This window comes from Cupriavidus sp. P-10 (assembly GCF_003402535.2).
Lineage (GTDB): Bacteria > Pseudomonadota > Gammaproteobacteria > Burkholderiales > Burkholderiaceae > Cupriavidus.
Genome location: NZ_AP025172.1, coordinates 1,246,358 through 1,270,669, shown reverse-complemented (window position 1 = coordinate 1,270,669; position 24,312 = coordinate 1,246,358). Strand labels below are relative to the sequence as shown.

The 24,312-nt window shown below is 60.5% G+C and carries 25 protein-coding genes and 3 pseudogenes; 13 read left to right on the top strand and 15 right to left on the bottom strand.

Going from position 1 to position 24,312, the window contains the following annotated elements; all coding sequences use genetic code 11:
* Positions 1 to 343 precede the first annotated feature (343 nt).
* Positions 344 to 1,876, top strand: coding sequence for a group II intron reverse transcriptase/maturase (ltrA, locus tag CTP10_RS35850; RefSeq protein ID WP_116324009.1), 1,533 nt, complete (start codon positions 344 to 346; stop codon positions 1,874 to 1,876).
* Positions 1,877 to 1,934: 58 nt separating this feature from the next.
* Here ltrA and CTP10_RS35845 read toward each other — a convergent pair.
* A pseudogene (locus tag CTP10_RS35845) lies at positions 1,935 to 2,890 on the bottom strand (IS5 family transposase).
* A 344-nt stretch (positions 2,891 to 3,234) separates the two neighbouring features.
* Here CTP10_RS35845 and phbB point away from each other — a divergent pair.
* Complete coding sequence (gene phbB / locus CTP10_RS35840; RefSeq protein WP_116322542.1) at positions 3,235 to 3,978, top strand: acetoacetyl-CoA reductase; 744 nt, start codon at positions 3,235 to 3,237, stop codon at positions 3,976 to 3,978.
* Between the two features lie 723 nt (positions 3,979 to 4,701).
* Here the strand turns inward: phbB and CTP10_RS35835 are convergent.
* From CTP10_RS35835 to CTP10_RS35825, 3 genes are all read right to left on the bottom strand, one after another.
* A complete protein-coding gene (locus CTP10_RS35835) occupies positions 4,702 to 5,058 on the bottom strand; it encodes a cupredoxin domain-containing protein (RefSeq protein ID WP_233528343.1) in 357 nt (118 codons plus the stop codon).
* Positions 5,055 to 5,585: a DUF4142 domain-containing protein gene (locus CTP10_RS35830; protein WP_116322541.1), complete on the bottom strand. Its 531-nt coding sequence runs from the start codon at positions 5,583 to 5,585 to the stop codon at positions 5,055 to 5,057. Before CTP10_RS35830 ends, CTP10_RS35835 begins: the two co-directional genes overlap by 4 nt.
* Before the next feature lie 225 nt (positions 5,586 to 5,810).
* Positions 5,811 to 7,103, bottom strand: coding sequence for a c-type cytochrome (locus tag CTP10_RS35825; RefSeq protein ID WP_116322540.1), 1,293 nt, complete (start codon positions 7,101 to 7,103; stop codon positions 5,811 to 5,813).
* 352 nt (positions 7,104 to 7,455) lie between these two features.
* Between CTP10_RS35825 and CTP10_RS35820 the strand changes: the two genes are divergently transcribed.
* The 7 genes from CTP10_RS35820 (at position 7,456) to CTP10_RS35790 (ending at position 11,334) form a co-directional block, all read left to right on the top strand.
* Entirely contained in the window at positions 7,456 to 7,740 is a 285-nt protein-coding gene (locus tag CTP10_RS35820; RefSeq protein WP_147316287.1) for a hypothetical protein, read from the top strand.
* A gap of 8 nt (positions 7,741 to 7,748) precedes the next feature.
* The gene (locus tag CTP10_RS35815) at positions 7,749 to 8,678 is read left to right on the top strand and encodes an RNA polymerase sigma factor (protein ID WP_233528342.1); all 930 of its coding nucleotides are present in this window, start codon (positions 7,749 to 7,751) and stop codon (positions 8,676 to 8,678) included.
* Between the two features lie 58 nt (positions 8,679 to 8,736).
* Entirely contained in the window at positions 8,737 to 9,555 is an 819-nt protein-coding gene (folE2, locus tag CTP10_RS35810) for a GTP cyclohydrolase FolE2 (RefSeq protein ID WP_116322537.1), read from the top strand.
* Positions 9,556 to 9,604: 49 nt separating this feature from the next.
* Positions 9,605 to 10,330, top strand: coding sequence for an FAD-dependent oxidoreductase (locus CTP10_RS35805; RefSeq protein WP_116322554.1), 726 nt, complete (start codon positions 9,605 to 9,607; stop codon positions 10,328 to 10,330).
* A gap of 247 nt (positions 10,331 to 10,577) precedes the next feature.
* The gene (locus CTP10_RS35800; protein ID WP_116322553.1) at positions 10,578 to 10,838 is read left to right on the top strand and encodes a hypothetical protein; all 261 of its coding nucleotides are present in this window, start codon (positions 10,578 to 10,580) and stop codon (positions 10,836 to 10,838) included.
* Positions 10,839 to 10,882: 44 nt separating this feature from the next.
* Positions 10,883 to 11,131, top strand: a complete 249-nt coding sequence (locus CTP10_RS35795) for a DUF2933 domain-containing protein (protein WP_116322536.1) — start codon at positions 10,883 to 10,885, stop codon at positions 11,129 to 11,131.
* A gap of 35 nt (positions 11,132 to 11,166) precedes the next feature.
* Entirely contained in the window at positions 11,167 to 11,334 is a 168-nt protein-coding gene (locus CTP10_RS35790; protein WP_158577726.1) for a hypothetical protein, read from the top strand.
* Between the two features lie 274 nt (positions 11,335 to 11,608).
* Here CTP10_RS35790 and CTP10_RS35785 read toward each other — a convergent pair whose 3' ends face one another.
* Positions 11,609 to 11,902, bottom strand: a complete 294-nt coding sequence (locus CTP10_RS35785; RefSeq protein ID WP_116322535.1) for a phasin family protein — start codon at positions 11,900 to 11,902, stop codon at positions 11,609 to 11,611.
* An 854-nt stretch (positions 11,903 to 12,756) separates the two neighbouring features.
* Between CTP10_RS35785 and CTP10_RS35780 the strand changes: the two genes are divergently transcribed.
* Positions 12,757 to 13,149: a GreA/GreB family elongation factor gene (locus CTP10_RS35780; protein WP_116322534.1), complete on the top strand. Its 393-nt coding sequence runs from the start codon at positions 12,757 to 12,759 to the stop codon at positions 13,147 to 13,149.
* Between the two features lie 566 nt (positions 13,150 to 13,715).
* Positions 13,716 to 13,940: an amidohydrolase family protein gene (locus CTP10_RS35775; protein ID WP_116322533.1), complete on the top strand. Its 225-nt coding sequence runs from the start codon at positions 13,716 to 13,718 to the stop codon at positions 13,938 to 13,940.
* Between the two features lie 506 nt (positions 13,941 to 14,446).
* Here CTP10_RS35775 and CTP10_RS35770 read toward each other — a convergent pair.
* The 5 genes and pseudogenes from CTP10_RS35770 to CTP10_RS35750 all read right to left on the bottom strand — a co-directional run bounded on the left by CTP10_RS35770 (position 14,447) and on the right by CTP10_RS35750 (position 20,133).
* Complete coding sequence (locus CTP10_RS35770) at positions 14,447 to 15,310, bottom strand: hypothetical protein (protein WP_116322552.1); 864 nt, start codon at positions 15,308 to 15,310, stop codon at positions 14,447 to 14,449.
* A gap of 980 nt (positions 15,311 to 16,290) precedes the next feature.
* A pseudogene (locus CTP10_RS35765) lies at positions 16,291 to 16,683 on the bottom strand (ISL3 family transposase); the annotation flags it as partial.
* Between the two features lie 487 nt (positions 16,684 to 17,170).
* Positions 17,171 to 17,491 carry a hypothetical protein gene (locus tag CTP10_RS35760; RefSeq protein WP_147316286.1) on the bottom strand — a complete coding sequence of 107 codons (321 nt, stop codon included), beginning with the start codon at positions 17,489 to 17,491 and terminating at the stop codon, positions 17,171 to 17,173.
* A 451-nt stretch (positions 17,492 to 17,942) separates the two neighbouring features.
* Complete coding sequence (locus tag CTP10_RS35755) at positions 17,943 to 18,968, bottom strand: bile acid:sodium symporter family protein (RefSeq protein ID WP_116322531.1); 1,026 nt, start codon at positions 18,966 to 18,968, stop codon at positions 17,943 to 17,945.
* Between the two features lie 568 nt (positions 18,969 to 19,536).
* Entirely contained in the window at positions 19,537 to 20,133 is a 597-nt protein-coding gene (locus CTP10_RS35750) for a protoglobin domain-containing protein (protein ID WP_116322529.1), read from the bottom strand.
* A gap of 130 nt (positions 20,134 to 20,263) precedes the next feature.
* Between CTP10_RS35750 and CTP10_RS35745 the strand changes: the two are divergent.
* Positions 20,264 to 20,399: pseudogene (locus CTP10_RS35745) on the top strand (IS5/IS1182 family transposase); the annotation flags it as partial.
* Between the two features lie 300 nt (positions 20,400 to 20,699).
* Here CTP10_RS35745 and CTP10_RS35740 read toward each other — a convergent pair.
* From CTP10_RS35740 to CTP10_RS35720, 5 genes are all read right to left on the bottom strand, one after another.
* On the bottom strand, positions 20,700 to 21,506 hold the full coding sequence (locus CTP10_RS35740; RefSeq protein WP_116322528.1) for a lipo-like protein: 807 nt from the start codon (positions 21,504 to 21,506) through the stop codon (positions 20,700 to 20,702).
* Positions 21,503 to 22,117, bottom strand: a complete 615-nt coding sequence (locus tag CTP10_RS35735; RefSeq protein ID WP_233528340.1) for a sigma factor-like helix-turn-helix DNA-binding protein — start codon at positions 22,115 to 22,117, stop codon at positions 21,503 to 21,505. Before CTP10_RS35735 ends, CTP10_RS35740 begins: the two co-directional genes overlap by 4 nt.
* Complete coding sequence (locus tag CTP10_RS35730) at positions 22,087 to 22,380, bottom strand: sigma factor-like helix-turn-helix DNA-binding protein (protein WP_199414694.1); 294 nt, start codon at positions 22,378 to 22,380, stop codon at positions 22,087 to 22,089. Before CTP10_RS35730 ends, CTP10_RS35735 begins: the two co-directional genes overlap by 31 nt.
* Positions 22,381 to 22,412: 32 nt before the next feature.
* A complete protein-coding gene (locus CTP10_RS35725; RefSeq protein WP_233528339.1) occupies positions 22,413 to 22,565 on the bottom strand; it encodes a sigma factor in 153 nt (50 codons plus the stop codon).
* A gap of 217 nt (positions 22,566 to 22,782) precedes the next feature.
* Positions 22,783 to 23,547: a metallophosphoesterase gene (locus CTP10_RS35720; protein ID WP_116322551.1), complete on the bottom strand. Its 765-nt coding sequence runs from the start codon at positions 23,545 to 23,547 to the stop codon at positions 22,783 to 22,785.
* 549 nt (positions 23,548 to 24,096) lie between these two features.
* Here CTP10_RS35720 and CTP10_RS35715 point away from each other — a divergent pair.
* Positions 24,097 to 24,303 carry a hypothetical protein gene (locus CTP10_RS35715; RefSeq protein WP_233528338.1) on the top strand — a complete coding sequence of 69 codons (207 nt, stop codon included), beginning with the start codon at positions 24,097 to 24,099 and terminating at the stop codon, positions 24,301 to 24,303.
* Positions 24,304 to 24,312: the final 9 nt, after the last annotated feature.

Genomic DNA, 24,312 nt, shown 5'->3' with positions numbered 1-24,312 from the left:
GGCAAGGAGTAACGGGTGAAAGTCCCAGACAGCGAAGATCTAGCAAATCACGTTGTCCCCGAGTCATGCGTGGCGGTCCGCGAGGAGCGTTGCGAAGCGTTGACAGGGGTGCGTATAGGCCAGCCATTGAGCCACGATAGAAACGTTCATCCCGGGCGCCGACGCAGTTATGCAGGCGGAAGGCAACATGGTGGGGCGCGCTACAGCGAGCGCGTCACCGGCCCGGCGTGGTCTGAGACCCTGGCATGTACGTACGCTCCTTGAACGGGAACCGGGAGATCTCTCGTCTGGCCAGTCGCAGCGCAGGGCTGGTCCGTGTTGGGAAGGCGAGGAGCCGTAGCCGATGATGAACGGACGAGAGAAGTCAGACTCCGCCATAGTAGCGATGAAGCTTGCGAACAAAGTCGGGAAACCGGCCGCGGAGTGGGTGGAGCGAAGGGCGGGGGCCAAGGGGAACGCGGGTCAGCCACACACGTGCCGGGCACAGAACCGGGAAAGCGTGCCACAGGGGCTGGAACGTGTACGACACGCTGCAAGGCAGCGGAAGAAGGAGCGGTTCACCGCGCTTTCGCACCATGTCACAGTTGATTTGCTCCGGGAGGCATTCTTCGCGCTCAAGCGCAAGGCGGCGCCTGGGGTGGACGGCCTGACGTGGCAGGACTACGAGGCCGGCTTGGAAGAGCATCTTCAAGCTTTGCACGCGGCAGTTCAGAGCGGAGCGTACCGGGCACTGCCAGTACGGCGACGGTATATACCGAAGCCGGATGGCAAGCAGCGTCCGCTGGGGATCGCCGCGCTGGAGGACAAAATTGTCCAGCGAGCGGTGGTCGAGGTGCTGAACGCGATCTACGAGGAGGACTTCCTCGGGTTCTCGTACGGCTTCCGGCCCAGGCGCAGCCAGCACGATGCGCTGGATGCACTGGCGGTAGGGATCACCAGCACCCCGGTGAACTGGATTTTCGACGCCGACATTCGGGGCTTCTTTGACTCGGTAAGCCAGACTTGGCTGATCCGCTTCCTTGAGCACCGGATCGGCGACGAACGCATCATCCGCCTTGTGCGCAAGTGGCTCAAGGCGGGCGTTCTGGAGGATGGAGAATGGAGCGTCAGCGAGACAGGCACGCCTCAGGGCGCGGTGGCATCGCCACTGCTCGCCAATATATACCTGCACTACGTCTTCGATCTCTGGGCCGAGCAATGGCGACGGCGAGAAGCCAAAGGCAACGTCATCATCCTGCGCTATGCGGATGACATCGTTGTTGGCTTTGCGCATGAAGCCGACGCACGGCGCTTCTGGGATGCACTGCGTTCGAGGTTTGAGCAGTTCTCGCTTGCGCTTCACCCGGACAAGACCCGGCTGCTCGAGTTTGGTCGCTACGCAGCGGCCAACCGGGCGCGCCGAGGGCTTGGCAAGCCGGAGACCTTCACCTTCTTGGGCTTCATTTACATATGCGGGAAATCCCGTCGCGGGTCCTTCCAACTTCAACGAAAGACTCGTGGCGACCGTATGAGAGCAAAGCTCAAGCAGGTTAAGGAGCAGTTACGACAGCGCATGCATGAACCGATCCCCTTACAAGGGAGATGGCTCAAGCAGGTGGTCAGTGGCTACTTCGCGTATCACGCGGTGCCCACGAACTCGCGGGCACTTGGCGCCTTCCGTCACCACGTCACTGAACTCTGGCGACGCACGCTACGGCGGCGCAGTCAGAAGGATGGCATGACCTGGGAGCGGATTGCCAAGATCGCTGACGCCTGGCTCCCGAAACCTCGAATCCTTCATCCGTGGCCTGACCGGCGCTTTGCCGTCAATCACCCAAGGTGGGAGCCCGGTGCCCGAATCGGGCCCGCCGGGATCTGTGCGGGGGGTGCCCAGTAATGGGTATTCCTACCGCGATAATCAGATCTGAAAACAAAGGTTTCCCGTGCTGATGAATTCAGGCGATGCGGACGGACTGCGGGCGTGCAAGGGCCGCCATGCGGTTGAGTACGCCGACGCGGATCGCCACCTCGGCCGCCTGGGCCCCGACATCACGCGCCCACAAGCGATTACCCGTGAGTGTCTTGAGCCGGTACATCAAGTTTTCGACCAGCGAACGCCGGTGATAGCCGCTGGACGTCTTCCATTCGCGCCTGCCACTTCGGGCAATGGCGTCAATGGCCTCGTTGCGCCAGACCGCACCGGACGTGGTCTGCGGCCATGGCATCGCTCCCTCACGCGGCGGAATCGACGGTTGCGCGCCTCGCGCAGCAATCGCCGTGTGGCATTGCTTCGTGTCGTATGCGCCATCGCCACCGATAATGTCGATTGGCGTATCGGTGGGGATTTGATCGAGCAACTCGGGCAACACGTCAGCGTCGCCAACGTCCTGATGTGTCATCAAAGCTGCGCTTACCTTGTCTTGGCGTCCATCGCCAGATGCACCTTGCGCCAGGTGCGCCGCTTCGAGTAGCCGTGCTTGCGCACCTTCCACTCGCCCTCGCCGAATACCTTCAGGCCAGTGCTGTCGACCACCAGGTGCAGCGACTGACTGGCGCGCTGCACCGGCAGCACCACGTTCAGATCCTGCGCGCGGCGACTCAGAGTCGTGTAGTTCGGGACTGGCAAATCGGCGAAGGCGAGCTTGCGAAGGCTATGTGCAAAGCCCTGCAGCGCACGCAACGGCAGACGGTACACCTGCTTGATTCCGAGCAGCATCTGAATCGCCGCGTCCGAGTAGACGTGTGGCCGGCCACGCCTGGGCGACGCCGCCTCGGGCGCTGCATTCATCACGCTTTCATCGATCCACATCGTGACGTCGCCTCTCGCGATCAAGCCTGCGTTGTACTTTGCCCAGTTCCTGACACGGTAGGTCCCCTTTGGCTCTCCCCGCTTGTGTTCGTCCTTGCGCATCTCTCGGGCAAAAATCGAGAATCTACGCAGTTACCCGAAGAGTTAACAGGGGCGCCGCCCAGACCGTTGCGCGTAAACGTCAGGGCCCAGCCAGACACCCGGATTTATGCAACAACGCCACTCCCATGCGGCGATGCGGCGATGCGGCATGTTCGGGGAATCCCTAGTCCAGATAAACGCATAATGCATAGAAATGCAAGGATGAGATACATCTCGCGTGCGTATCAAGAAACTGATCTGCGGCGGGACTGAATAACCACCTCCGATCGGCCGGCAATAACTGGGGGGCGCGCGCCACCAAGAAAGCGTAGTGACCTAAACTCGATCACGAGGAGTTGAGTGCAATGAAAAAGCAGATTGCAGTGGTGACTGGAGGCATGGGTGGGCTGGGCGAAGCCATTAGTGCCAAGCTCCATAACGCGGGATATACGGTGGTGGTTACCCATTCCCCTAGCAATGCTGGTGTGGCGGGCTGGCTGACCCGGATGGCGGCAGATGGGCGTCAGTTTCAGGCCTATGCGGTCGATGTCGCCGACTACGACTCGTGCCAGGCATGCATTGGCAAGATCCAATCTGAAGTCGGTCCGGTCGACATCCTTGTGAATAATGCTGGCATCACACGGGATGCCAGCTTCAAAAAGCTGGACAAGGTCAATTGGGATGCGGTCATCCGCACCAATCTGGACTCGGTGTTCAATATGACGAAGCCGGTATGCGACGGCATGGTGGAGCGGGGTTGGGGTCGCATCATCAACATATCTTCCATCATCGGCTCCAAGGGTGGCTTCGGTCAAACCAACTACGCGGCCGCCAAGGCGGGCATACATGGCTTCACCAAATCGCTTGCGCTTGAAGTTGCGAAGCGGGGCGTGACCGTCAATACCATCTCGCCGGGATATATTGCCACCGCGATGGTCACGGCAGTGCCCAAGGATATTCTGGATACCAAGATCATTCCGCAGATCCCGGTGGGTCGCCTGGGGAAACCCGAAGAAGTGGCAGCGCTGGTCGCATACTTGTGTTCCCGCGAGGCTGCCTTCGTGACAGGGGCCAACCTAGCTATCAACGGCGGCCAGCACCTGCAGTAACTGCGCCCCGTCCACGAAGATATGACCGGCCTTGCCGCCGGTCGTTCACTGCGAGACTACGAGTCGGGCTTGTAGGTGCCGCTCTGTCCCATCGTTGGGACTTTCGAGCTGGTTGTAGCCTGGGGTGTTCAAAACAACGGTAGCGCGAACGATCCGATTGTGTGCGCGTTGCCAGATGAACTCGATGAGTTCTTTCGCCTGAATTCGGCCTGGTTCGGCGTTGGCAACAGGCAGGTCTCGCCCGTGCTTTGCCTCGTTGGCCCACGTCCGGGCACTCATCTTTTGGCTGCCGGCTCCAGCCCAAGGTGCGTCATTGAAAAATTGCTCAACGCAAACAGCGTAGGCAGTTGTCGCTTGTTCTTCACCAAGCCACGGTAACGCACCCGAGGTAGGAGAACCGGCACGTGATCAGGTGCGGAACAAATGCTCGACCTCGGCGCGGATATGGGCAATGACGTGCTCAAGTCCATCGCGCCGCTTCCCCAACGGCGTCGCCTTGTCCAAGGCCCGGTGCTCACCCTGGGCGCCTCGCGGTGTGCCGGTTGACGGTGACGTCTTGGGTTTTATCACGCTTTTCGACCCCTCGGTAGCCGACATCACCGAACACGTCACGCCTCTTGCCATGGAGGAATGCATAATGATTCGACAAGGACGTGGCGCGGCGGCGGGGCAGGCTTCCTGAAGCTCGGCCGCACGCCGCAATGATCCAAACGTTGCCCCGTTTCATTCGACGCGAAGGGTGGCTTTCATGGTCGGATGCAATGTGCAGATATAGGGAAATACGCCGGCCTTCCTGGCCACGTATTTCCACGACTTCCCAGTTGCGATGGCCTTTGAGTCGAATCCGCCGGATTGCGCCGTCACCGTGTGTGGAAAGAAGTCCCGGTTGATCCACACAACGGTGTCGCCCGCCCGCACGGTGAGGGCCTGCGGTTCGTAACGGGTACCCTCAATCACCACCGTGTGCATGACTGGCCTAGCGCTTGCTGTAACGATCGGTTGCACCAATAGCAATCCTGCCGTGGCCCACAGCGCCGCAGCCCGATATCGCGTGGCCAGTACCCCCATACGCGTCATCATTTCTTCATGCCGAGCGAGGCCTGAATTCCCTTGGCATGCTCCAGGTGCGCCACGAAGGCAGGCCGAACCTTTACCAGCAGCGCTTTCAATTCTTCGTTCTTGGCATTTGGTATCAACGTCTTATCCATTGCATCGATCACGGTCTGATGATAGGTGATCTCGTGGTCGACGTAGGCGCTGTCGAACTCGGCTCCCTTGAGGCCTTTGAGTTTCTGTAAGTTCTGGTCGCCGCCCGTCTTGAGACCTGTGCTGGTCGCGCTGTCTTCGGGCTTGACCTTAAGTTTTTTCACGAGTGCGCTTGCAGACTTATTGACGCCGGTATGATCGGTAATCATCTGCTGTGCGAATGCCTTTACGTCTTTGCTGGATGCCCGTGATTTGGCGAGTTTTCCGGCGTCGATGTCAACTTGATTCGCCGTGACGACAATGGCGGCGATTTGCGCGTCGTTTGGTGCGGCCTCCTCGGCCACTGCTGCGCCGGTTGAGAGAAACATAGCGCAGGCAAGGATGATGTTTGTGATTTTCATGGCTTCGTGTCCTCATTGGTTTGTAATACGTCCCATCAGTATAGGAGTCACCTGGATTGTTTGAACCGAAATTTGCATTCGTTGCGTGGGCATCTTTGTAGGGGGCAAAACTCACGCATCGAAGCCGGGTATTACACGCGCATGCCGCGGATAGGTTGGGGATCGGAATTCGCGCTGTCACGGTCACGGATTGTGCGTTCACACACGAACTTGGCTCAAGCGACGCTACAAGGATTTTAGGTATTCGGCCAGATCGGCGATCTCCTGGCTGGTCAGGCTAAGCGCCTGCTTCGTGTTGTAGGTCTGCACGACATCCGTCAGCGTCGCAGCCGACCCGTCGTGGAAGTAGGGCGGGTGCTGCCATACGCCGCTCAGCGGCGAGGTCCGATACTGCTTGGTCGCCGAGCGGGATGCATAGCTTGGCGATTCGGGTTCGGCCATCGAATCGGCGGGCGGATGTAGGCGCGAATTAGCGTCCGTGAAGGTCGTTCCGCTATGACAAGTGGCGCATCTCCCGGCGCCTTCGAAAACGAGCTTTCCCCGCTGCGCCGCCATATCGTCGAAACTGCCGGCCGGTGCCGGCGGGGCCTTCAGGGATAGCTGGTAGGCCTGCAGGGCTGGGAGCTTGCTGGTGACAAGATCCTCCGTGCCATGCGTGATGGACAGGTTCAGCCGCGGTTCGGACACGGAGCCAAGGCCGCCCATTTCTGCCACGGCGACATACCGGTTCCAGTAGGCGATGTCTTCGCCGTCGCCGGTAACGGTAATGCGATGAATGCCGGCCAGACCGTAGGCGGGCGGGATCACAACAGGGTTGCTGAGCCCGTCGATATTGTGCCGGGGATCAAACTTGCCGGCGCCCCACGCATTGAGGACCGTCTTCATGGCGGCATCCACCGCCGGCGACAACGCAATGATTGCGCCCGGGCTGAGATCGCGATTGGCCCATCCATCCAGGCGCTTGCCAATGCCGGGCGCGAACGAGTTGTCGACCGTCGAATGGCATAGCGCGCAGGTGATCCCGACCCGGACCAGCTTGTCCACTCCGTTAATGGTTTCGACGGTGCCTTTGACGCCGACGACCGCGTTCAGTTTCAGCAGAGCCACGGTGGTGGCCGGGCTCTTCAGGTCGACGGTGCCATTCCTGATGCCGTCCACGACCGCCGCGGGCAAGGCTTCAGCATCCACTTTCAGACCGACCGACAGGGCGGTCACGGGGTCGACTGCCGTGGCGATGACCTCGTGCATCTTCAGTGTATCGGTCCAATGTGCTTCATCGCCAAATGTGTCGAACCGGAAGATCTGCTTGCCCTGTTCGACCAGCGCTGCCTGCTTCGCTGTGGCATCCTCGTTGACTGCCACAGTCTCGCCCGACGAGCCGCCGCAAGCCGCGGCAGCCGCCACGGCGGCGCCTGTCGTCATGGTGGTCAGCAAGCGCCGGCAGGTGATCATTGAGCGCGCCTGCCGCCTGCGCATTGGTTGGGTCGCGGGCGGATGTACGTGCGGAACCTGTTTCATGATCAGTCTCCTTCGTTGTGGATGAAACCGCTGCGATTGAGCCGCGGCGCAGCAGCGCAGGGTGGTAGGCGATGGTGTCAATGCATGACGGGCGGAACGCCGGGCGGGCTCCCCGGCGCGCGAGCACGATCGGGGCATCGTTCCGACGGCGGGTCGATTGGCCTCGTGGGCGTGCTGCTGAGGGGGCGCTCTGACATGACATCCACCCGTTCTACTGGTCTGGACATTAGACGCACCAAGTCGCCGAAAGGTGACAGACCACGCGCTACCCATGAGCTGCAAGGTTCCATCCGAGGTTTGGCAAATGGCGTAGCACGGAGCACTGCCTATGAACTCGCCGGACAGATCGCCTATGATGAAAGCGGACATAAAAAAAGATATGGCCCTGCTTCGAGAGAAGGCTCAAGCCGGCTGCGAAGCAAAAAGATGCCTCCACCACTCGATGGCAGGGCCGGAGGAAGATGCTGGCGAGCCACAAGATGAACCGGAGGCGGTCGTCGATCGTTTCCCGTTCCGCCGCCGCAAGATCCATCGCAGGTTTCCGGATGCATGGATGAAGGCGCGCTTTTTCCCAGAATCTGAAGGCATGCGTCTGGAATTGTGGCCACCGCCCGTGGATGCATGGCCACGCCCCTGACAATCCTAATGCCGAAGATCGGCTCAGCGTTTCCTCGCCCAACGGGCAGTTATCGTCAGGACGGCATGGCCGCGAGCACACGCGTGAAATCTGTGGCGGAAATCGACGCGGACCAACTGGCGTCAATTGCTTGCCCCGTAGTCAAATTGCCTGTCACCTTTGTGGGACGTCACGCGTCTAATTGCCAGAAGCCGGAAAAAGGAGCGATATCCAGAATGCCTAATACAGTGAGTGCCCAGCAGCCACCACCGACCATTGACGCTCGCCCGGATGCCGACCTTGTGACGGGCGCCAGAACCGGGGATGCAAGTGCATTCGAGATCATCATGCGCCGCAACAACCGTCTGTTGTTCCGTGCAGCGCGGGGTGTGGTGTCTGATGATGCCGAGGCTCAGGACGTGGTACAGGAGACCTATCTGCGCGCCTTTATCAGCCTGGATTCGTTCCGCGGCGACGCTGCCTTGAGTACCTGGCTGGTGCGCATCGCAATCAATGTCGCGATGAGCGCGCAACGCAAGAGAGGGCGGCTCATCCAGATGGAAGACAGTGAGGAACTTGGGGCCGAACCTTCGCAGGAGAATTTGATGTCATTCCGCACCGCGGACAGCGAATCGCCCGATGCCATGGCCGAACGGGGCCAGATGCGCGAGATCTTGCAAGGAGCGATCGAGCGGTTGCCGGCCATCTACCGCAGCGTTTTCATTCTGCGCGCGGTCGAAGACATGAGCGTCGAGGAAACGGCATTCTGCCTTGACGTCAGCAATGATGTTGTCAAGACCCGTTTCCTGCGGGCGCGCACGATGCTGCGCGCCATCCTGGCTGAGCAGGCAACGCCATACTTGCATGCCACCTTCGCGTTTGCCGGATCGCGCTGCGACGCTGTGGTCAACCATGTGCTGAGCGAACTCAACCGGCGCGGCCTGATCAGGCCGCACTGATGCCAATACCGCTGGCAAGCCCGGGTACCTACCCTGCGCAAACAAACAAAGGACGAATATGAACGCCCCAGAGAGAACCGCTTTCCTTCCGGACGTGCAGGCGACTGAGGATCAGCGGAAGCTGGCCATCGACGCCGTTGGCGTCAAGGGGGTGCGGTATCCGGTTACCTTGCGTGCGGGCAAGAGACTGTTGCCGACCATCGCAACATTGTCGATGGCCGTCGGGCTGCCGGCCACCGCCAGGGGTACGCATATGTCCCGCTTCATCGAGATGCTGGAGGCTGAGAAAGAAGCGCTCGACCAGGCCGGCTTCAAGGCATTCCTGTTCGCCATGCTGCAGCGATTGGATGCACCTAGCGGGGAACTTGAGATGCGGTTTCCATACTTCGTCAGGAAATCCGCTCCGGTCTCGGGCGTGCAGAGCCTGCTCGACTATGAAGTGCGTTGGCTAGGTACCGTGGCGGAAGACAGGCAGTATGGATTCTGGATGTACGTTACGGTCCCAGCTACCAGCCTGTGCCCATGCTCGAAAGAGATCGCCGCATACGGCGCACATAATCAGCGCTCGCACATCTGCGTCGGGGTCAGGCTCGCGGAAGAGATGGCCGTCGAGGAACTGATTGCCATCGCCGAACGCAACGCCTCCTGCGAAGTGTATGGCCTGCTGAAGCGCGCAGACGAGAAATACGTCACTGAGCAGGCATACGACAACCCGAGGTTTGTCGAAGACCTGGTGCGCGATGTCGTGCTTGCGCTGGGTAGCGATGCGCGCGTGATGGAATTCGAGGTCGAGGCGGAGAACTTTGAATCGATTCACAATCACTCGGCTTTCGCACGCATCACGCATCCGGGTCACGTGAGGCTGACCAGGCGGTAGGGGAAGGCGAAAGTATCCGGACCAGGCAACCCATTCTCGAGGGCATATGATGAATTCCTATGAAGTAAGGCTGAAAGGATGCGAAGAAGTCGCGGCTGGCACCTTCGCCTTTCATTTTGAAAAGCCGTCCGGTTTCCATTTCAAGCCCGGCCAGGCGATCGACCTGGTCCTCCCCGATCCTGCGCCGCCCTCGGGGCGGTACCTCGCGCGACACACGTTCTCACTTGTTAGTGCACCGTTCCAGGATGAACTGGTCATTGCGACGCGAATGCGCGACAGCCCGTTCAAGCGGGCAATCAAGTCCTTGTCAGCCGGTGCCATCGTTAGGCTGGAAGGGCCGTTCGGGTCCCTGACCCTGCACGGCGATCGCGCACGGCCCGCGGTCCTGGTTGCGGGGGGCATCGGTGTCACGCCCTTTGTCAGCATGCTGCGGCAGGCGGCGCGGGAGCAGTTGCCGCAGCGCATTCTGCTGCTTTACGCCAATCGCCGCCCGGAAGATGCTGCATTCCTCGTCGAGCTCAGGCAGCTTGAGCAGAGATACAAGTACTTCCACCTGATTGCGACAATGACGCAGGCAACAAAGTCCGCGCTTGCGTGGGACGGCAGAGCTGGCCAGATTGACGAAGATATGCTCAGAAGGGCCTGCAGCGAACTTGACGCACCGGTCTACTATGTGGCTGGGCCACCGGGCATGGTGGAAGCGATGCGGGACGTCCTGATTGATCTTGGCGTCAATGAGGATGCGATCCGCAGTGAAGAATTTTTCGGCTACTAGCGAATCACAATCGATTCGAAAAGGCAGGCCGCAGTGCAGAAAGGCCTGTGATCTCGCTTGCCAGCGGAGGGGGCGGTCCGGTATATCTTGCAGCAATTTCCGCGCACGTTGATGACACTGACATACGCCCGAATATTGCCGAGATTGCCCAGAGATCTAGCCAGGGAGCGTCTGGTGTGCAAGCCCAAGCGGTCCCTGATTGGCTGGGGTCGGGAAGTCGCTAATCGCTACAACTATAGCCCTTGTGATGCTTGGCGCGAGCGGCTGGTCCGTGGCGGCCGGCTCAAGCCATGGTGGCGAAGGCCCCAAGTCCGGTGCGCAGGACAAAGGGCCCGACATGATGATGGGCCGCATGATGGGTGGCGGCATGATGGGCAGTTGTCCCATGATGGGGCTTCCTCCTGGAAACGAGAAGCTTTCGATGCAGATGCACGCGGACATGATGCAAGCGATGGGCGAAATCATGCGCAAGTACGCGGACAAGATCCAGACGCCACCAGCGAAGTAAGGACGCCGTTCCGGTTCAAACCTTCCCCGATAGGAGTACCGCAAATGAAATGCGATACGAAGACGCTGATCACAGCGGGCATCGGCCTGCTGGCGATGCTGGCTGCCGCCTATGCTGTATGGCCGCCGGTCCATGCGCTTGTCCCGGGCATTGGCCCGTATTTGCTGCTCTTGCTCTGCCCGCTGTCGATGTGGCTGATGATGAAGAGCATGAGCGCGCACGATGATCAAGTGAGCGCGATGACCGAGCACCTGCCAGCGCAGAAGCCCGATCCGTTTCGCATCAAGGAGTAAGTGGACGGTCGGAGTTCGTAGGGTACGCGCAGCAGATGCGTGCCCAGGCCGCCAACGAAGATGAGAGGTTGCGCGTGAACAAATCGTTGATATGGAGAGTCCTCCTGATCGTGTTCGCCGTGATCGGCGTGCTCGCATCCCTTGGCGCGGTAGGCATGCTCGTGATGCATCAACGCATGATGGGCGGGTTCGGTCTTTGTTAGCCCGGGTGGGCGCGATGATGCGGCGCCTGGCGCTCGGCTTCCTTGCGGTAGGCGCGCTCAGTCTCGGTCGATTCGTGTAGGGCCAGCCAGGCGTCTTGCACTTACCTGCCGGCAGATCAACTCGTTGTCCTCACAGTTGCTGACGCACGGTACGCGCCTTGACGTCATGGCGCGATCCCATGGTGAAGGCAATTGGCTCGCGTTGCGGCGTGACGGCGTAGGTCGGATGCAGGCACATGCGGCGCTGCGGCTTCGTAGCTTCGACCTTGGCGCTTCACGATTCCGGGCTTGGATCATGCTGGAATGAGAAAGCTTGCCCGCTTGCCAACTGCATCAGAACGATCTGCATTGCCAGGAGATCCCGAGGCCTACCCATTGCGAACATCTGTTTCGTGCACTCACCGGATCTTTGCATCGAAATAGGGACCAATTGAAGATTCCATTCGAGTAGCTTCTCAAAGTGAGCAAAAGCTTGCCCCATGAGGCCTACCATGTCCGCCATGCCCCACAAGACTTCAAGGTTCGTCCGCTGCGCTACGGAAATATGGTGTATGGCTAGAGAATTCATGATCACACTCCTGTAAGCAGCCGCGATTTTTCCGCGTGCTGAGGGGGATGGGGCCGCATGCGAGCCCGCCATGCGAAAGCCGGATTCAGCCGGCTTGCGCCCGATTGCCAGGGAAAAAGCTGAACGCTCGCACATGTGCCCGCTGCATGGCAGCAGCGCGCATCTCTGACCGCAAGCCAATGGTCAATCGAAGTTCAACAGGGCGAACCCATTGATCGGATGACCAATACGGAAACAGAAGTGCAAGGTGAGGTGGAATCCGGAGCTTGTTGGGCGCTTCAGTCGCGTGCCCAAAGAAGTTCCGGAAAAATTAGAGGCAGGCGCGACTCACTCCATATCGCGGCTGCTTCGTGCTGTAGAAGTGCGAGGCCTTCGTTGCAGCGCCAACTTGTGACGGTAAGGCTACTATCTGCGATACCGGCTGTCGCTTCACGCCTGATAACCCGAATTGGCAGAAATACTGCACCACCGTATCCATTGCCTAGTTCCTCAAGCAGAAAACTGAAAACGAGTCTGTTGACTATTTGATCATCTTATCCAATTCCCAGGAAAAGGCAAACCGGCTGCCGGTATCCTTGCCTTGGTGCGGAAACCGGCCGGTCGCCCAGGCTTCCCTTGAGACGCGAACCCTGTTTAAATGATGACTGTGAGGATTGTCATTCTCGCATCTGAATTCCCGTGAAACGCACCTTCCCGCTCCATCGCGCGGCGACTGCCGCAATGCTCCCTGCCGCCCGGCGCTCTGCCTGACCTCGTTTGGTACCGTCTGCAGAGCACCGGGCCGAAACTCGTTTCCCTGACGCCATGGACAGTCTGCCTGGCGAATGGATTCAAAGTGATGCGCGGAGATTGCGATGCGAAAGACGATTTTCCTTACAACGGCCCATATCGAGCGGCTCAATTCTCTTGTGCTGGATCAGGGGTTGCCGACGCATAAGCGGCAGTGCCTGCGTGACATGATCGAGCATGCGATCATCTGCACGCACACCAGCCTGCCGGCCAAGGCCATAACGCTGCATACCCCATTTTTATGCATCGAAGCGCACCATCGTGAGCATCTGCTTTGGCGCATTGTGTACCCTGAAGACGCCGACTATCGCCAAGGCAAGCTGTCAATCCTGTCGCCGGCGGGTATGGCGCTGTTTGGTTTGCACGAGGGCCAGCATGTCCGTGTCGCGGTACCTGAGAGCCTGAACTTTCTCGAAATCACGGTCGAGGAAATCCTGGAGTCTGAACGCATCCATTGAACTTTCCAAAGATCAGGATAGCGCCCCTCTGGCTTGGGTCCCTGCGCAGGTGGGGACTTGACCGTCAGAGGAGATCGCACTCGGCACCAGTGCTGACGTGAAGCAGAAGAAGGGCATTGTCGAGTTTGGGATCGGGAGGGATTAAATGGCGTAGTGATAAGGCGGCACTGCGCTTTCGCGGGCCACCGGTTCTCGGTGGCAATCGTCTCATGCGATCCGCTGGTCGTTTTTTGTTGAACCACGCTATGTTGAGGCGCTGCTATTCGAGCGCGGCGTAGTCGTCAGCTACGAAACGATCCGCCACTGATGTGACAGGTGCTGGGCAACGTTCGCCCACTTGCGTCGAAGCCGCACGTCGCAAGCTCGGTTCCAACTGCCATCAGGGACGAAAATGTTCGTCACGCTACGCCACGAGCCCTATGTGTTGTGCTGTGGCGCGCGGTCGATCAGCACGGTATCCGAACTCGACATCCTTCTGTAGAAGCAGACGGGACAAGGGTACAACAGTTAAGTGGTTCCTCAAGCGCGTGCGGGCCGCTTGCTCCAAGGCGCCAAGCAGGATCATCATGGGACAGTTGCGCAGCTACCCGGCTGTCAAGCCAGAGATCCGGGAGTTCACGATGGTCGAGCACGTGTTCGTAGGGGCCAAAGCACGCGGCAAGGAGCAGCAGATCCCGCTGAAGGATGCCATCGATGCAATCACCATCCACGCCGTACGCTTCCTGAACTTGGCTGACCGCGTCGGCTCAATAGCTCGGCAGGCATGCGGAAATGGTGATGCTGGACTGTGACGCCTTCCAGGTCACCGAGGCCGAGATGGGCTACAACGGAGCGCTGCAAACAAGCTTTGAAGGCAGGGAGTCTATGCCGCGGACTGAACGCCAGCTACGCGTTCCATCCCATCAGGTCCAGCGCGAGCACCAGCCCCGCCAAAGCGCAGGTTGCCGACACGCCAGCCAACAGTCGCACATCTCGGAACGCCTCGCCCGCTCGCCTTGCCTGTGCCGCCGCGACGAGTGCAGCGAGGCCCATTCCGGCCAATACACACCCTATACCTACCATAACGATTACTTGCTCCTATGATTCTGCAGAGTTCCGCGACTACTGCGATCGCGGTCCAAAGGTGACCGGGTCAGGACCCACTTTCTCAGTGAACGTCAGTTGCACATGGCGCTTACTGCTGACGGACAGGCATAGGTTCCGCTCACGGAAGTCGCCCAGTGTGGCCAGCGCACCGTCGTGCTCGACCACCATGCCCTGCAAGCGCACGCCACGCCTCTGGATCAGCAGCCGCGCCTCAGCGCGGCTCCCAGCTTCCGCTCACCAGCCTGGCGGGCTTCTGTCTGGCGACGACGCGGGCGCTATCTTCCCAGATGTCGACGCGCACGTTCAGGCCGGCATAGATGCCGTAGCCCGGCCCGGTCAGGATGTCTTCCTCGGTCTGCACGCCTTCGCCGGCCTTGATGGCGCCTTGGGCGGCGATGGTCTCTCTGGCCTTGATGCCCCAGCCCGCCTCCAGATGCTGGCCGGCACGGATCGCGCCGCCAGCCTCGATGCCGCAGCCGGCGACGATATCGTGCTGGCCTTCGATATTCCCACCCGCCTTGATGCCCTGGCCGCAGCGGATAGCGCCTTGCGCCACGATGTTCTGCCCGGCCTGCAGGTTGCCGCTCACCGATATGCGCCCACCGGCGGTAACATCCCAGCCGGCGCGGACATTGCCCTTGCAGTCGATCTCGGTCTCGGCTTCGATGCCCCAATTGGCCTTGACGTCGCCGCCGGCTTCGATGGTGCCGCCGCTGTAGAGATTGCCCGCGCTGTCGATGTTCTCGCCGGCGACGATGGAAATGCCGGCCCGGATGCCCGCGCCGACGCGGATGCTGCGCCCGGCCCTGACCACCGACTCGACATCGATGTCGCCGCGCACGATCACGGTGCCGGCAAAGACCAACGCCTTGGCATCGAGCTTATCGAGCGTGAGCACGGCGTCGGTCGGGCCGAACTGGTTGAGCAGCCAGCAGGCATCGTTCACGCGGTTGGCTTGGACCAGGGCGTCAAGCAGGCGCTGGTAGTCGGTGCCGTCGTGGCGGTTGCGCAAGAACCATCTGTAGCCACCCGCGCAGGGACGCTTGGCTTTGACAAAATTCTGAGTGAGTTCCATGACCATGAAGACGTAGCTTGTAGGCTGGCTTCCCCGCTGCGCTGCGGCCCGACCCGGCGCTAGCCGGCAGGAAATCGTGCAACGCGGTTTCGCGCCGGAGCGGCCGGCGCGCACCTAGATCCGATCCCGTCCTATCGGAATCTGATCGAGGTCGGATCAATCGAGATTGAGGGCGAGGTAGAGGACGGCCATGGCCCCCATCACGCAAAGTGTCCTGCGATAGATGACTAAGGTCTTGCGGCTGATCGTCGGCATGCGCTCTCCCATTTGCACGTTGAACAGTGGGCCGTCATCGATGCTTGCGGCCCCCGGGCAATGTGCCGTGCAGGGAGATCAGATCCGGACTGTGGGCTAGTCCCTGATTCCCCGCACGGCTAAGAGAAGCACGGCGGGAAGATGGAACTGTTGGGCGACGCTGACTTGCAGGGCGGCTAGGCCGCGGTGCTGTGCACAGGCGCGTGCAGCCGCAACATGCTTGGCATGCTGGCGGTTGGCGGTGCGGATCTGTACAGAGTGCATTCGGTCGCTACGTTTGCTGGAGGAGGGTTGTTATGCGCCGAACCATTGTTGGCCGGCTTCCGGTGGGGCTAAGTGCCCCTATATTCGGTTTCGCCGCTCAACTTGCAGGGCTGCTTGCCCCGCCCGGATGCGGAGACTGAGTTCACTTATACCATATGCGGTGGGGTTTGCCCACCTTGCCGGCAGGATCGGCAGCGCCAGGTTGCCGATCCCGTGGCGCCAGATGGAGCGATGAAGAACACAAGAACGCGCTATCACGGTCATCGCTTTCCCGCCGCCGTCATCAGTTGCGCGGTGGGCTGCTATTTCGGTTCAACCTCGGAGGGAGCACTGGCGAATGAGTTGCGGACTACGTAGGGGTGGTAGATACTGATGGTGGGCAACTTGCGAGCGTTGCCCGACACTTTCTTCGTGGACTTTCCTGGGCTCTCTGCCTTCTGGCTGAGGGCCATTTTTTTGGTTCACCGATTTCCGGGGAACGCCGCCCGGATTTTCAGGAAGAAGTAATGGTCATCGCGGAAGCCGTAGGCCATGCGTTTGATGACCTTGATCCGGTTGTTGATGCCTTCCACCAGATTGGTCCCCAGTGGCCAGCCGCTGTGGGCCAGGATGCCTGGCAGGTATGGCTTGAGCCGTTTGGCGAACTGACATAGCGGCGCGATGCCACTGGCCATGGCCCGGTCGTACCATTCTTGCCAGAAGCGCTTGGCGTAGCCGGCGTTTCGATATGTCCAAAGCGTCTTGAGGTCGTCCTTGAGCACGTAGACGGTCATCAGCGCCTGGTTGGCCGCCAGTATTTCCTCAAGGCGGATCTGATCGGCCTCACGGGTAACGTTCTCCCGATTGCGCAGCAGGTGAGGCTCATTAATTGTGCCGCCGGCTCAAATCTTCCCTTGGCGATGGTTCGCGCTCAGATGCCGGCATGCCAAGTATTCGCCGCACCTCGTCTTCGTCGATGACACCTACTCCGCACGCCGGGCACTTCAACAAATTCAGTACGATGGACGAGCCAGGCTCCGGCGAATTAATCTCAAGGCAGACGGGAGACAAGGGGATCTCCTTGCAGGTGGGGCAAAGCATGAGGGGCAGATTCTAGTTGTTGGCCGGCACCCGAGAGGCGGGGCCTCAATGATACGTCTTGGGGACGACGACGGCCTCAAAAACCCCTACAGCGGCGCTTCAGTGCAAGAACGTACTGTATGTGCCGTCGCCTTGACTGAGTACTGCTGGATGCGAGTGGTTGCTGCCTTCCCAGTGGCAGCATTGTGGAGTTGGAGCCGGCCAGAGAGAATGACCTGTCGCGTCGGTTCGGCGTTGGATACGAGGCAAGCGGGCGTCAGGCTAGGGTTGCGCCGAGCGCATCGTGTCGACCTCAATTACCGGGAGCCTTGTTTGATCTTCGTCCGCTCTGGACACCACACCCCCTACCTGAACCTGTTCCCCAAGCATAGGTTTGACTGCGTCTGGATCAACGCCGTCCAGAACCCAAACAACTCCACTGCGTGTATGGATCACCCAATAGGTGAACGGTGCGTTGCCACGTAACGACAATCGTCCGCGAACTTCGACATGCTGACCCACGGAGTATTCCACAGCGTCGACGGCGAGCGTGTAGGCGGAGGTGCCAAGTATCAGGACGGCCATTGTGATCTTTTTTAGCATTATCGTCTTCTTAGCAAAGAAAGACCTCAAAGTGAAATGTTGCCCGAGCCGGCGTCATTCTGATTTCATCAGTTCCACTAGACTCGCGAAGCAGCCCGGTGGATCGAGGCGTGCCTTACCGTGCAGCCGTAGCTTACCGAGCGCGGTCAGTATGCGAAGAGTTCATCGGCGAGACTGTTGTCAGCTCGTCACAAGGTATGAACCGCGCCGGGAATCCCGGAGACTGAGCTTCCATATAGATTTGTGTGACGACCGCCAAAGGCACTCCTGTCTCTGCGAGATTCTCCTAATGAGTCCATGCTCGTTCGTGGTTATCATCGCTCCCCGCAGCTATTTCGCGTGCAACCCGCCGCCGGCGAGGAACCCTTCGGTCTGAACCGGCCGCTGCGCCGGCCCCGGCTCTGGCTTGCGCCGTGGCGGCACGGGCTGGGCTTTCGCCACGACGCTGGTGTCAGGCGCGCGCGCGTGGGTCCTGCCGCTGCACCGATTCGCGCATGGCATAGCGCGAGGCCATTACCGAACAGACTATCAGCTGCAGCTGGTGGTACACCAGCAGCGGCAGCACCAGCAGGCCCAGCGCCGGGTGGCCGACGAACAGGATCTTGGCCATCGGGATGCCGTTGGCCAGGCTCTTCTTGGAGCCGCAGAAGACAGCGGGGATCTCGTCCTCCACGGGAAAGCCCAGGCGGCGCGCCACGACGGTGGTGGCGCCCAGCACCACGAACAGCAGCACGGCGGCCAGCGCCATTACCGCGGCGATGGTTTGCCACCGGTACTGGTGCCACAGGCCAGCGGCGGTGGCGTCACAGAAGGATGAATAGACGATCAGCACGATCACGCCGCGGTCGAACTTGTTGGTGATCTGCTTGCGCCGGGCCAGCCAGCCACCGATCAGCGGGCGCAGCAGCTGGCCCAGTGCGAACGGCAGCAGCAGCTGCAGCGCCACGCCGGTCAGGGCCTTGCCCAGCGGCATCGCGGCGCCGCTGGCGCTGATTACCAGGCCCATCAGCACTGGCGTCACTGCCATGCCGATCAGACCGGAGATGGTGGCATTGAAGATGGCGCCTGGTACGTTGCCGCGCGCCATCGAGGTCATGGCCACCGACGACGATACCGTTGACGGCAGCGCACACAGGAAGAACACGCCCAGCAGCAGATCCGCCGGCAGCGCGTTGCGCAGTGACAGAAACAGCAGCAGGCCGATCATCGGGAAGACGACATAGGTGAAGGCCTGCACGAACACATGCAGCTGCCAGTTGCGGGCGCCGGCCACCAGTTGGTCACGCGACAGCGCCGCGCCGTGCAGGAAGAACACCAGCGCCACGCCCAGGCTGGTCACCACGCCCAGGTGGAGCGGGCCCTTGCTGCTGCCCACCTCGGAGGCCAGCAGGGCAATGCCGATGGCGGCCAGCATGATCAGAACAAAGCCGTCGATCACGTCATAGAGTTTCTTGAGCGTGGAAACAATCTTGGACATCTAACAGTTTTGCCTAGTATTGGACGTCAGCGGGATCGCAGCGTACGAACTTGTGCTGACCGATCAGCAGGAGGACGTGATCCTGCCAACCATCGACATAGCCCAGCAGACGGCGTAGGCCGGCGCCGACGGGAGTAAAAGAGCGGCTAACAAAACCATGTCAGCGGCAGCGCCCGATGGGCACCGCCGCGAAATATATCGTGCTGCCTTTGGCGCAGGCCGTAGCGCTGCCTGAGGACACGACCGAGAAGTCCATGTCGACAATGGCGGCCGGCGGTAAGCTCCCTGATCCGCTCGGCGACAGACTCGGTCTTGTACTGGATCACGGGCCGAAGTGGACAGAGCGTTGTGTACTCAGGAACATGACTGCCCTCCAATAGCGTGCCTCGTCGGTGCAACGTCGTGATCTCAGATCTACGGCCACTGCGTTTTGCTGAAGCGCGCTATCAAATCAGCAGCGCCCCCGAGCCCCGCATGGCGGCGTGGCTCAAACAAAACAGCCTCCGGAATTCCTCACCTCTTTCCAACTTTCCGCGTGCTCGAGCTGGCGATGTCAGCCAGGAAGGACTCAAAAGTCCCCGGCACTGACATAGGAGTAACTCCAGAGCGTCGCCTGGAGCAAACAAGTCTTGACCCATGCGGCATGCATAGCTTCTACATCCTCACGGCTATGGCCGTGCTTGGCTAGAAATGGCCAGAGCGTATGCGTAATGGGATAGATCAGCAAGAACAGGTCCCTGAATGGAACAATGCTAGTCGCGGCCACGCCGTCGGTACGGTTCTTCGCAATCCGATGGTGCCGCCGGCCAATCTCGTACTGGTAGTCAAGCCATGCCTGGTCATACTCGGCACGCGCCGTATCGAGAATCCACTGGCCAAAGCGTTTGCGCACCGCAGCAAGATAGTCACCGAGCGGACTTCCGTCAAGTTGACTCGCGAAGGTCGAGACCAGATGCGGGTTCGAGGCGACGAAGCCGTACCAGACATCTAGAATTGCCTCGACTTGCTCTTTGAGCACATCATGCGATAGCCGAAGGAACTTAGCATCCTCGTCGCCGAACAACACGCTCTTCTTCATCAACTCGAACTCAGTCATCGTGATGGGGAAACTTGGGATGTCGGACGAACCGTAGAGGTAGCCGGGAATTTCCTTATCCTGACTCATCGTGCGCTCCTTTGAAGCTTTGAGGCGTGACACACACCATCCCTGTGTCACGATAGGCGGCTTGCCGGGTCGGATCAAGACCTCACTCTTCGGCAGAGGGAACTCCACGCCGTGAGCGGCTGGTCTGTCAACGATTGCCTGGCTGCCCAACTTCAAGCGCTTGCGCGTCCAATTCGAGTGCCTCGCCGTCATCGACGAAGCCTTCTTGAAGTTCGCCTGCCTGCTGCATCATCTGCTGGCGCCACCTCAGGAAGTCAGTTTGTTAGGCCCTCCTACAGCAGAATTCGAAATTTGAATTTCGTGCCTTGGTGAACGAGCTGCCTGCTGCGTTGGACTACAAGTTTTCCACCCGGCCGGGTGAAGGCCGGGAGGTCCGTCCAATGGTGTGAGGTGGCCCCAGCGAAAACTTTACACTATTAATAATACATCATATCGTGATATATACAGACGACCCGAGTGTAACCCACCGCGCCCTTTGCAACAGCCCGGGATGCTCGTTGCCAGGGGCCGAGACACACGTCGCTGTCCAATTGTTGGGTTCCCGGGTGATGGGATAGATGGGCAGGCTAAGCGCTGGCGCGCCGGCTACTACCAGCATCCTGCACGGCGGGTGTATCGTCGGCCCAGGCCAGCGCGCGGTAGTCGAAGTCAGCGAGCAGGTTCGGCTTCACCACATCGAAGTAGGGCGAGAGGTCGAAGTCCCGTGGTGTGTACAGGCTGTGGTGACGGATGTGCAGAATTTCGCGATGACAGTGCTGGCAGGCGGGATCGGCGGAGCCCGACCGGGTCACATCGGGCAGAATCGGATAGCGCAGCGTCTGGAATGCCTGAGCGATCAGGGTGGAGCAGATCGCTCGCGTTGGCTCGCCGCTGCCCAGGGCAAGCAAGCGCCGCCGCCATCGCGCCGGCACGGGCGGCGTCGGAATGAGGTAGCGCGCGAGATCGATCACATTCCTCAGATCGTACTGCTGGCCGATGCGTCCGATCGTATGCGCGACGAGCTTCTGCACGTCTTGCGTCGACAGCCCGACGGGCCTGCAAATGCGCGTGTGCAAGCCGGCGAACACGCTCAGGCCCACCGCGCGCACGCCGCCTCGCAGATCTGCTTCGACGAAGGTTGGGCGCTCCCCGCCGCTGGCCGGAGGCGGTAGCGCATCGCCCACAAACAGCGCCGCGTGCGACCAGGTGGATTGCGTCAGGTACTTGATCGCCACGCTGATGCGCGTATTGCCTTCGACCAGAAGCACGTCGCCAGGACGCAGTGCCGCGGCAAGCAACCCCGGCGCGACGGTCGCCACCAGCGAGCCCTGTCGCTTAGGCGCGCCAAGGTATTCCGCCAGGTGCGTTCCAATGAACGCGAGCAGCGCGTTCATTCGCGCCCTCTTGAGCAGAGGGGTGACCCCATGGGGGATTCCCGATCAGCTGCAACCGGTGCCAGCACGGCCACAACGATGCGATAGCACCGCTCTCCGTCAAAGGCGAACGCATTGCCAATGGACGCGTCGATGTCACTCGACAAGCCCTCGCGCAGCAGGTTGCGAGCGCGAAAAAAGTGTGGGCGCACCGTCGCCTCTGAGATCTCCAGCGCTTGGGTAACCTCCTCGACGCTCAATTCCTCGACCGCGCGCAGCACAAAGATGCTGCGAAAGGTGTCTGGAAGCAGGTCGATGCGCGCCTCCATCAGCTGGCGGATTTCCGAGCGCATGGCGACGCGATCCGGTTGTCGGTCTGGATCATCTTGCAACCACACTTGCGGCTTTGGCTCGGCAAAGTTCATCGCGGCAGCCAAGGGAATGATTTGCGCATCCCTGCCGCATGCCGACTTGACGCGATGGGCGAAGGTCGAACCGTGGGACCGGATCAGTCCTCGCTGGTGGAGCTCGCCGAGAACATGGCTGACTACCGCGTCGCAGCGCTGGCCGGCAAAACTGAACTTGTTGTGCAAATGGGGCTTCATCTGTTCGGCCAGGGATTCGCGCGGCATGGCGCGCGCCCGCAGGAAGCGCGTCTTGACCACATCGTTGCTGACACCGAGGCAAACGCGGTTTCCTCTACGCTCATGTCCTCGACGGCTCGCAGAATGAATACGCGGCGGTCGATGGCCGGCAGGTGCTCGACGGCACCCTGCAAGAGCTCGCCTACCTGGCCTCGTTCGGCCATGGCATCGGGCGGTTCACCGTCGGGGGTGCGGAAGGACATCACATTCTCCGGAAAGGATTCGGTCGCCAGGCCTTCACTGTCTTCCATTTGCACGATCCGGCCATTCTTGCGCTGAGCGCTCACCGCGACATGGCAATGCGCGCCAGCCAGATGCTCAGCGGAGCCTCGCCGCGAAACGAACCCAGCCTGGTGAAGGCGCGCAGGTAGGTTTCCTGCACCACGTTCTGGGCCTCGGCGTCATCAAGAACCACGTCGCGTGCGGTGCGGAACAACAGGCGCTGTTGCGACGCATGACGGTCTCGAAGGCCGAGGGTTCGCCGGCGCGGGCGCCGGCTACCAGGTCAGCATCCGGGCGGCCATCGACAGCAGCCGGTAAGGGCTTGGCAATCCGATTCTGGTCCATTGGCGTGAGGCTCCTTTTCCGGCTTCTGGTCATTCGACGCATGCAGTTGCACGAAGGTGACAGAGGAGGGGAGCACGGCCAGCAATCTAGGTCACTTCGACCACAAGTTCGGGGTCGAACGACGGGTTTTCGGCCACCCCATTGCGTACGTAGCCTCTAGGATTGGCAATGACGCGCGTGTCCCCTATTCGATAGTCAAAGCTGTCGTGGGTATGGCCGTGCATCCAGAGCTGAGGCTGCCATCGCAGGATGCGGGACTTGAGATCCGAGACGAAACACGCGTTGAGCAGCGAGTGGGAGAACCTGGGGTGAATGCTGTCGCGCGACGGAGCAAAGTGCGTGATCACCACGGTTGGGCCGTCGTGCCGCTCGCGAAACTTCTGCTCCAGCCATGCGACCGAGCCGTCGAACAGCAACTGCGATAGCGCTGGGGTAAATTTCTGCGCAAAGTCGGGGGCGACCTGAATATGAGAGAAATCGCGCACCAGTTCGGTGGCCTGTCGCAGGCCAAGCTCCCTCTCATCCGCACGCCGGTAGAGCCGGTAGTCGGACCAGAGCGTGCAACCCAGGAAACGCACGTTGCCACAGAGCGCTTCGGCGCGCTCCAGCACGCGCACTGAACTGCCATCAGCGTGAGCCCGCAGCTGTGTCATGGTGGTCATTAGGTCCGTCCCGTAGAACTCGTGATTACCGGCTACGAACAGCGCGGGCTGGCGGAGCTGCTTCGCCCAGTTGATCGCCGCCTCTGGGCGGCAGATATCGCCCGCGAGCACGGTCACATCGGCGCCCGTTCTGGGCGGCTCCATCGGATGGACGGACAGGTGCAGGTCCGACAGTAGTGCGATCTTCATGGCAGCCCCTACCTTGGCGCGGCTCAAGGTTTGGTCACATATCCGGATCTTTCCATCATAGTCGATGGCTCCTGCAGCCTCACACCGTGCAGTGAGTTCGTGCGGCTTGTCACCTTTTCATTGCTGTGCACGTCTAACGGCCATCAGCAAGCGAGCAGACAGCTTCCTTATGTCTGAGCGTCTGCCCAGACAACTCGTGGGCGAGCCCGTCGTCGCGCTTACATCGGCATTCCTTCTGGCTTCGGTGGTTTGTCGCCGGAAGCACAGACCGTTGCCACCGGCGATAGATTGCCTGCCGTTCGTCCGTTGCGGTCCCTTCACCCGTCAGCAAGGATATGAACCATGAACAAGATACTGCCGGTGCTCATGCCTGAACCGTAATCCCTGCCTGCACCGCAGCCGCATCCAGCGACGGCGTGGCGAGGCTTGCTCAATACGATAACGGCCGCCGTCGCGGTGCTGACTGCTGCAGCCTGTGGCGGCTCTTCGGGAGACGGTGGGGGCAGTCCGGCATCGAGCCAGGCAGCCGTGATTGAAGAAGGCAAGTAGATGTTCCGCTTCGAGACATTCGGCGACGAGGCGCAGTTGACCGATAACCTGAAGATGCACGAAGTCATTGGCAGCGCGGTGGATCCACTTACCGCATTGTCAGTCGTGCTGAAAGTGGACGCCGAGGCGCTGCCCGAGGCAGTCGCGGCGGGACTCAGGAATGGCACGGTTGACTCACGAGCCCATCCAGCATGGTGGCGCTGCTGAAACTGAATG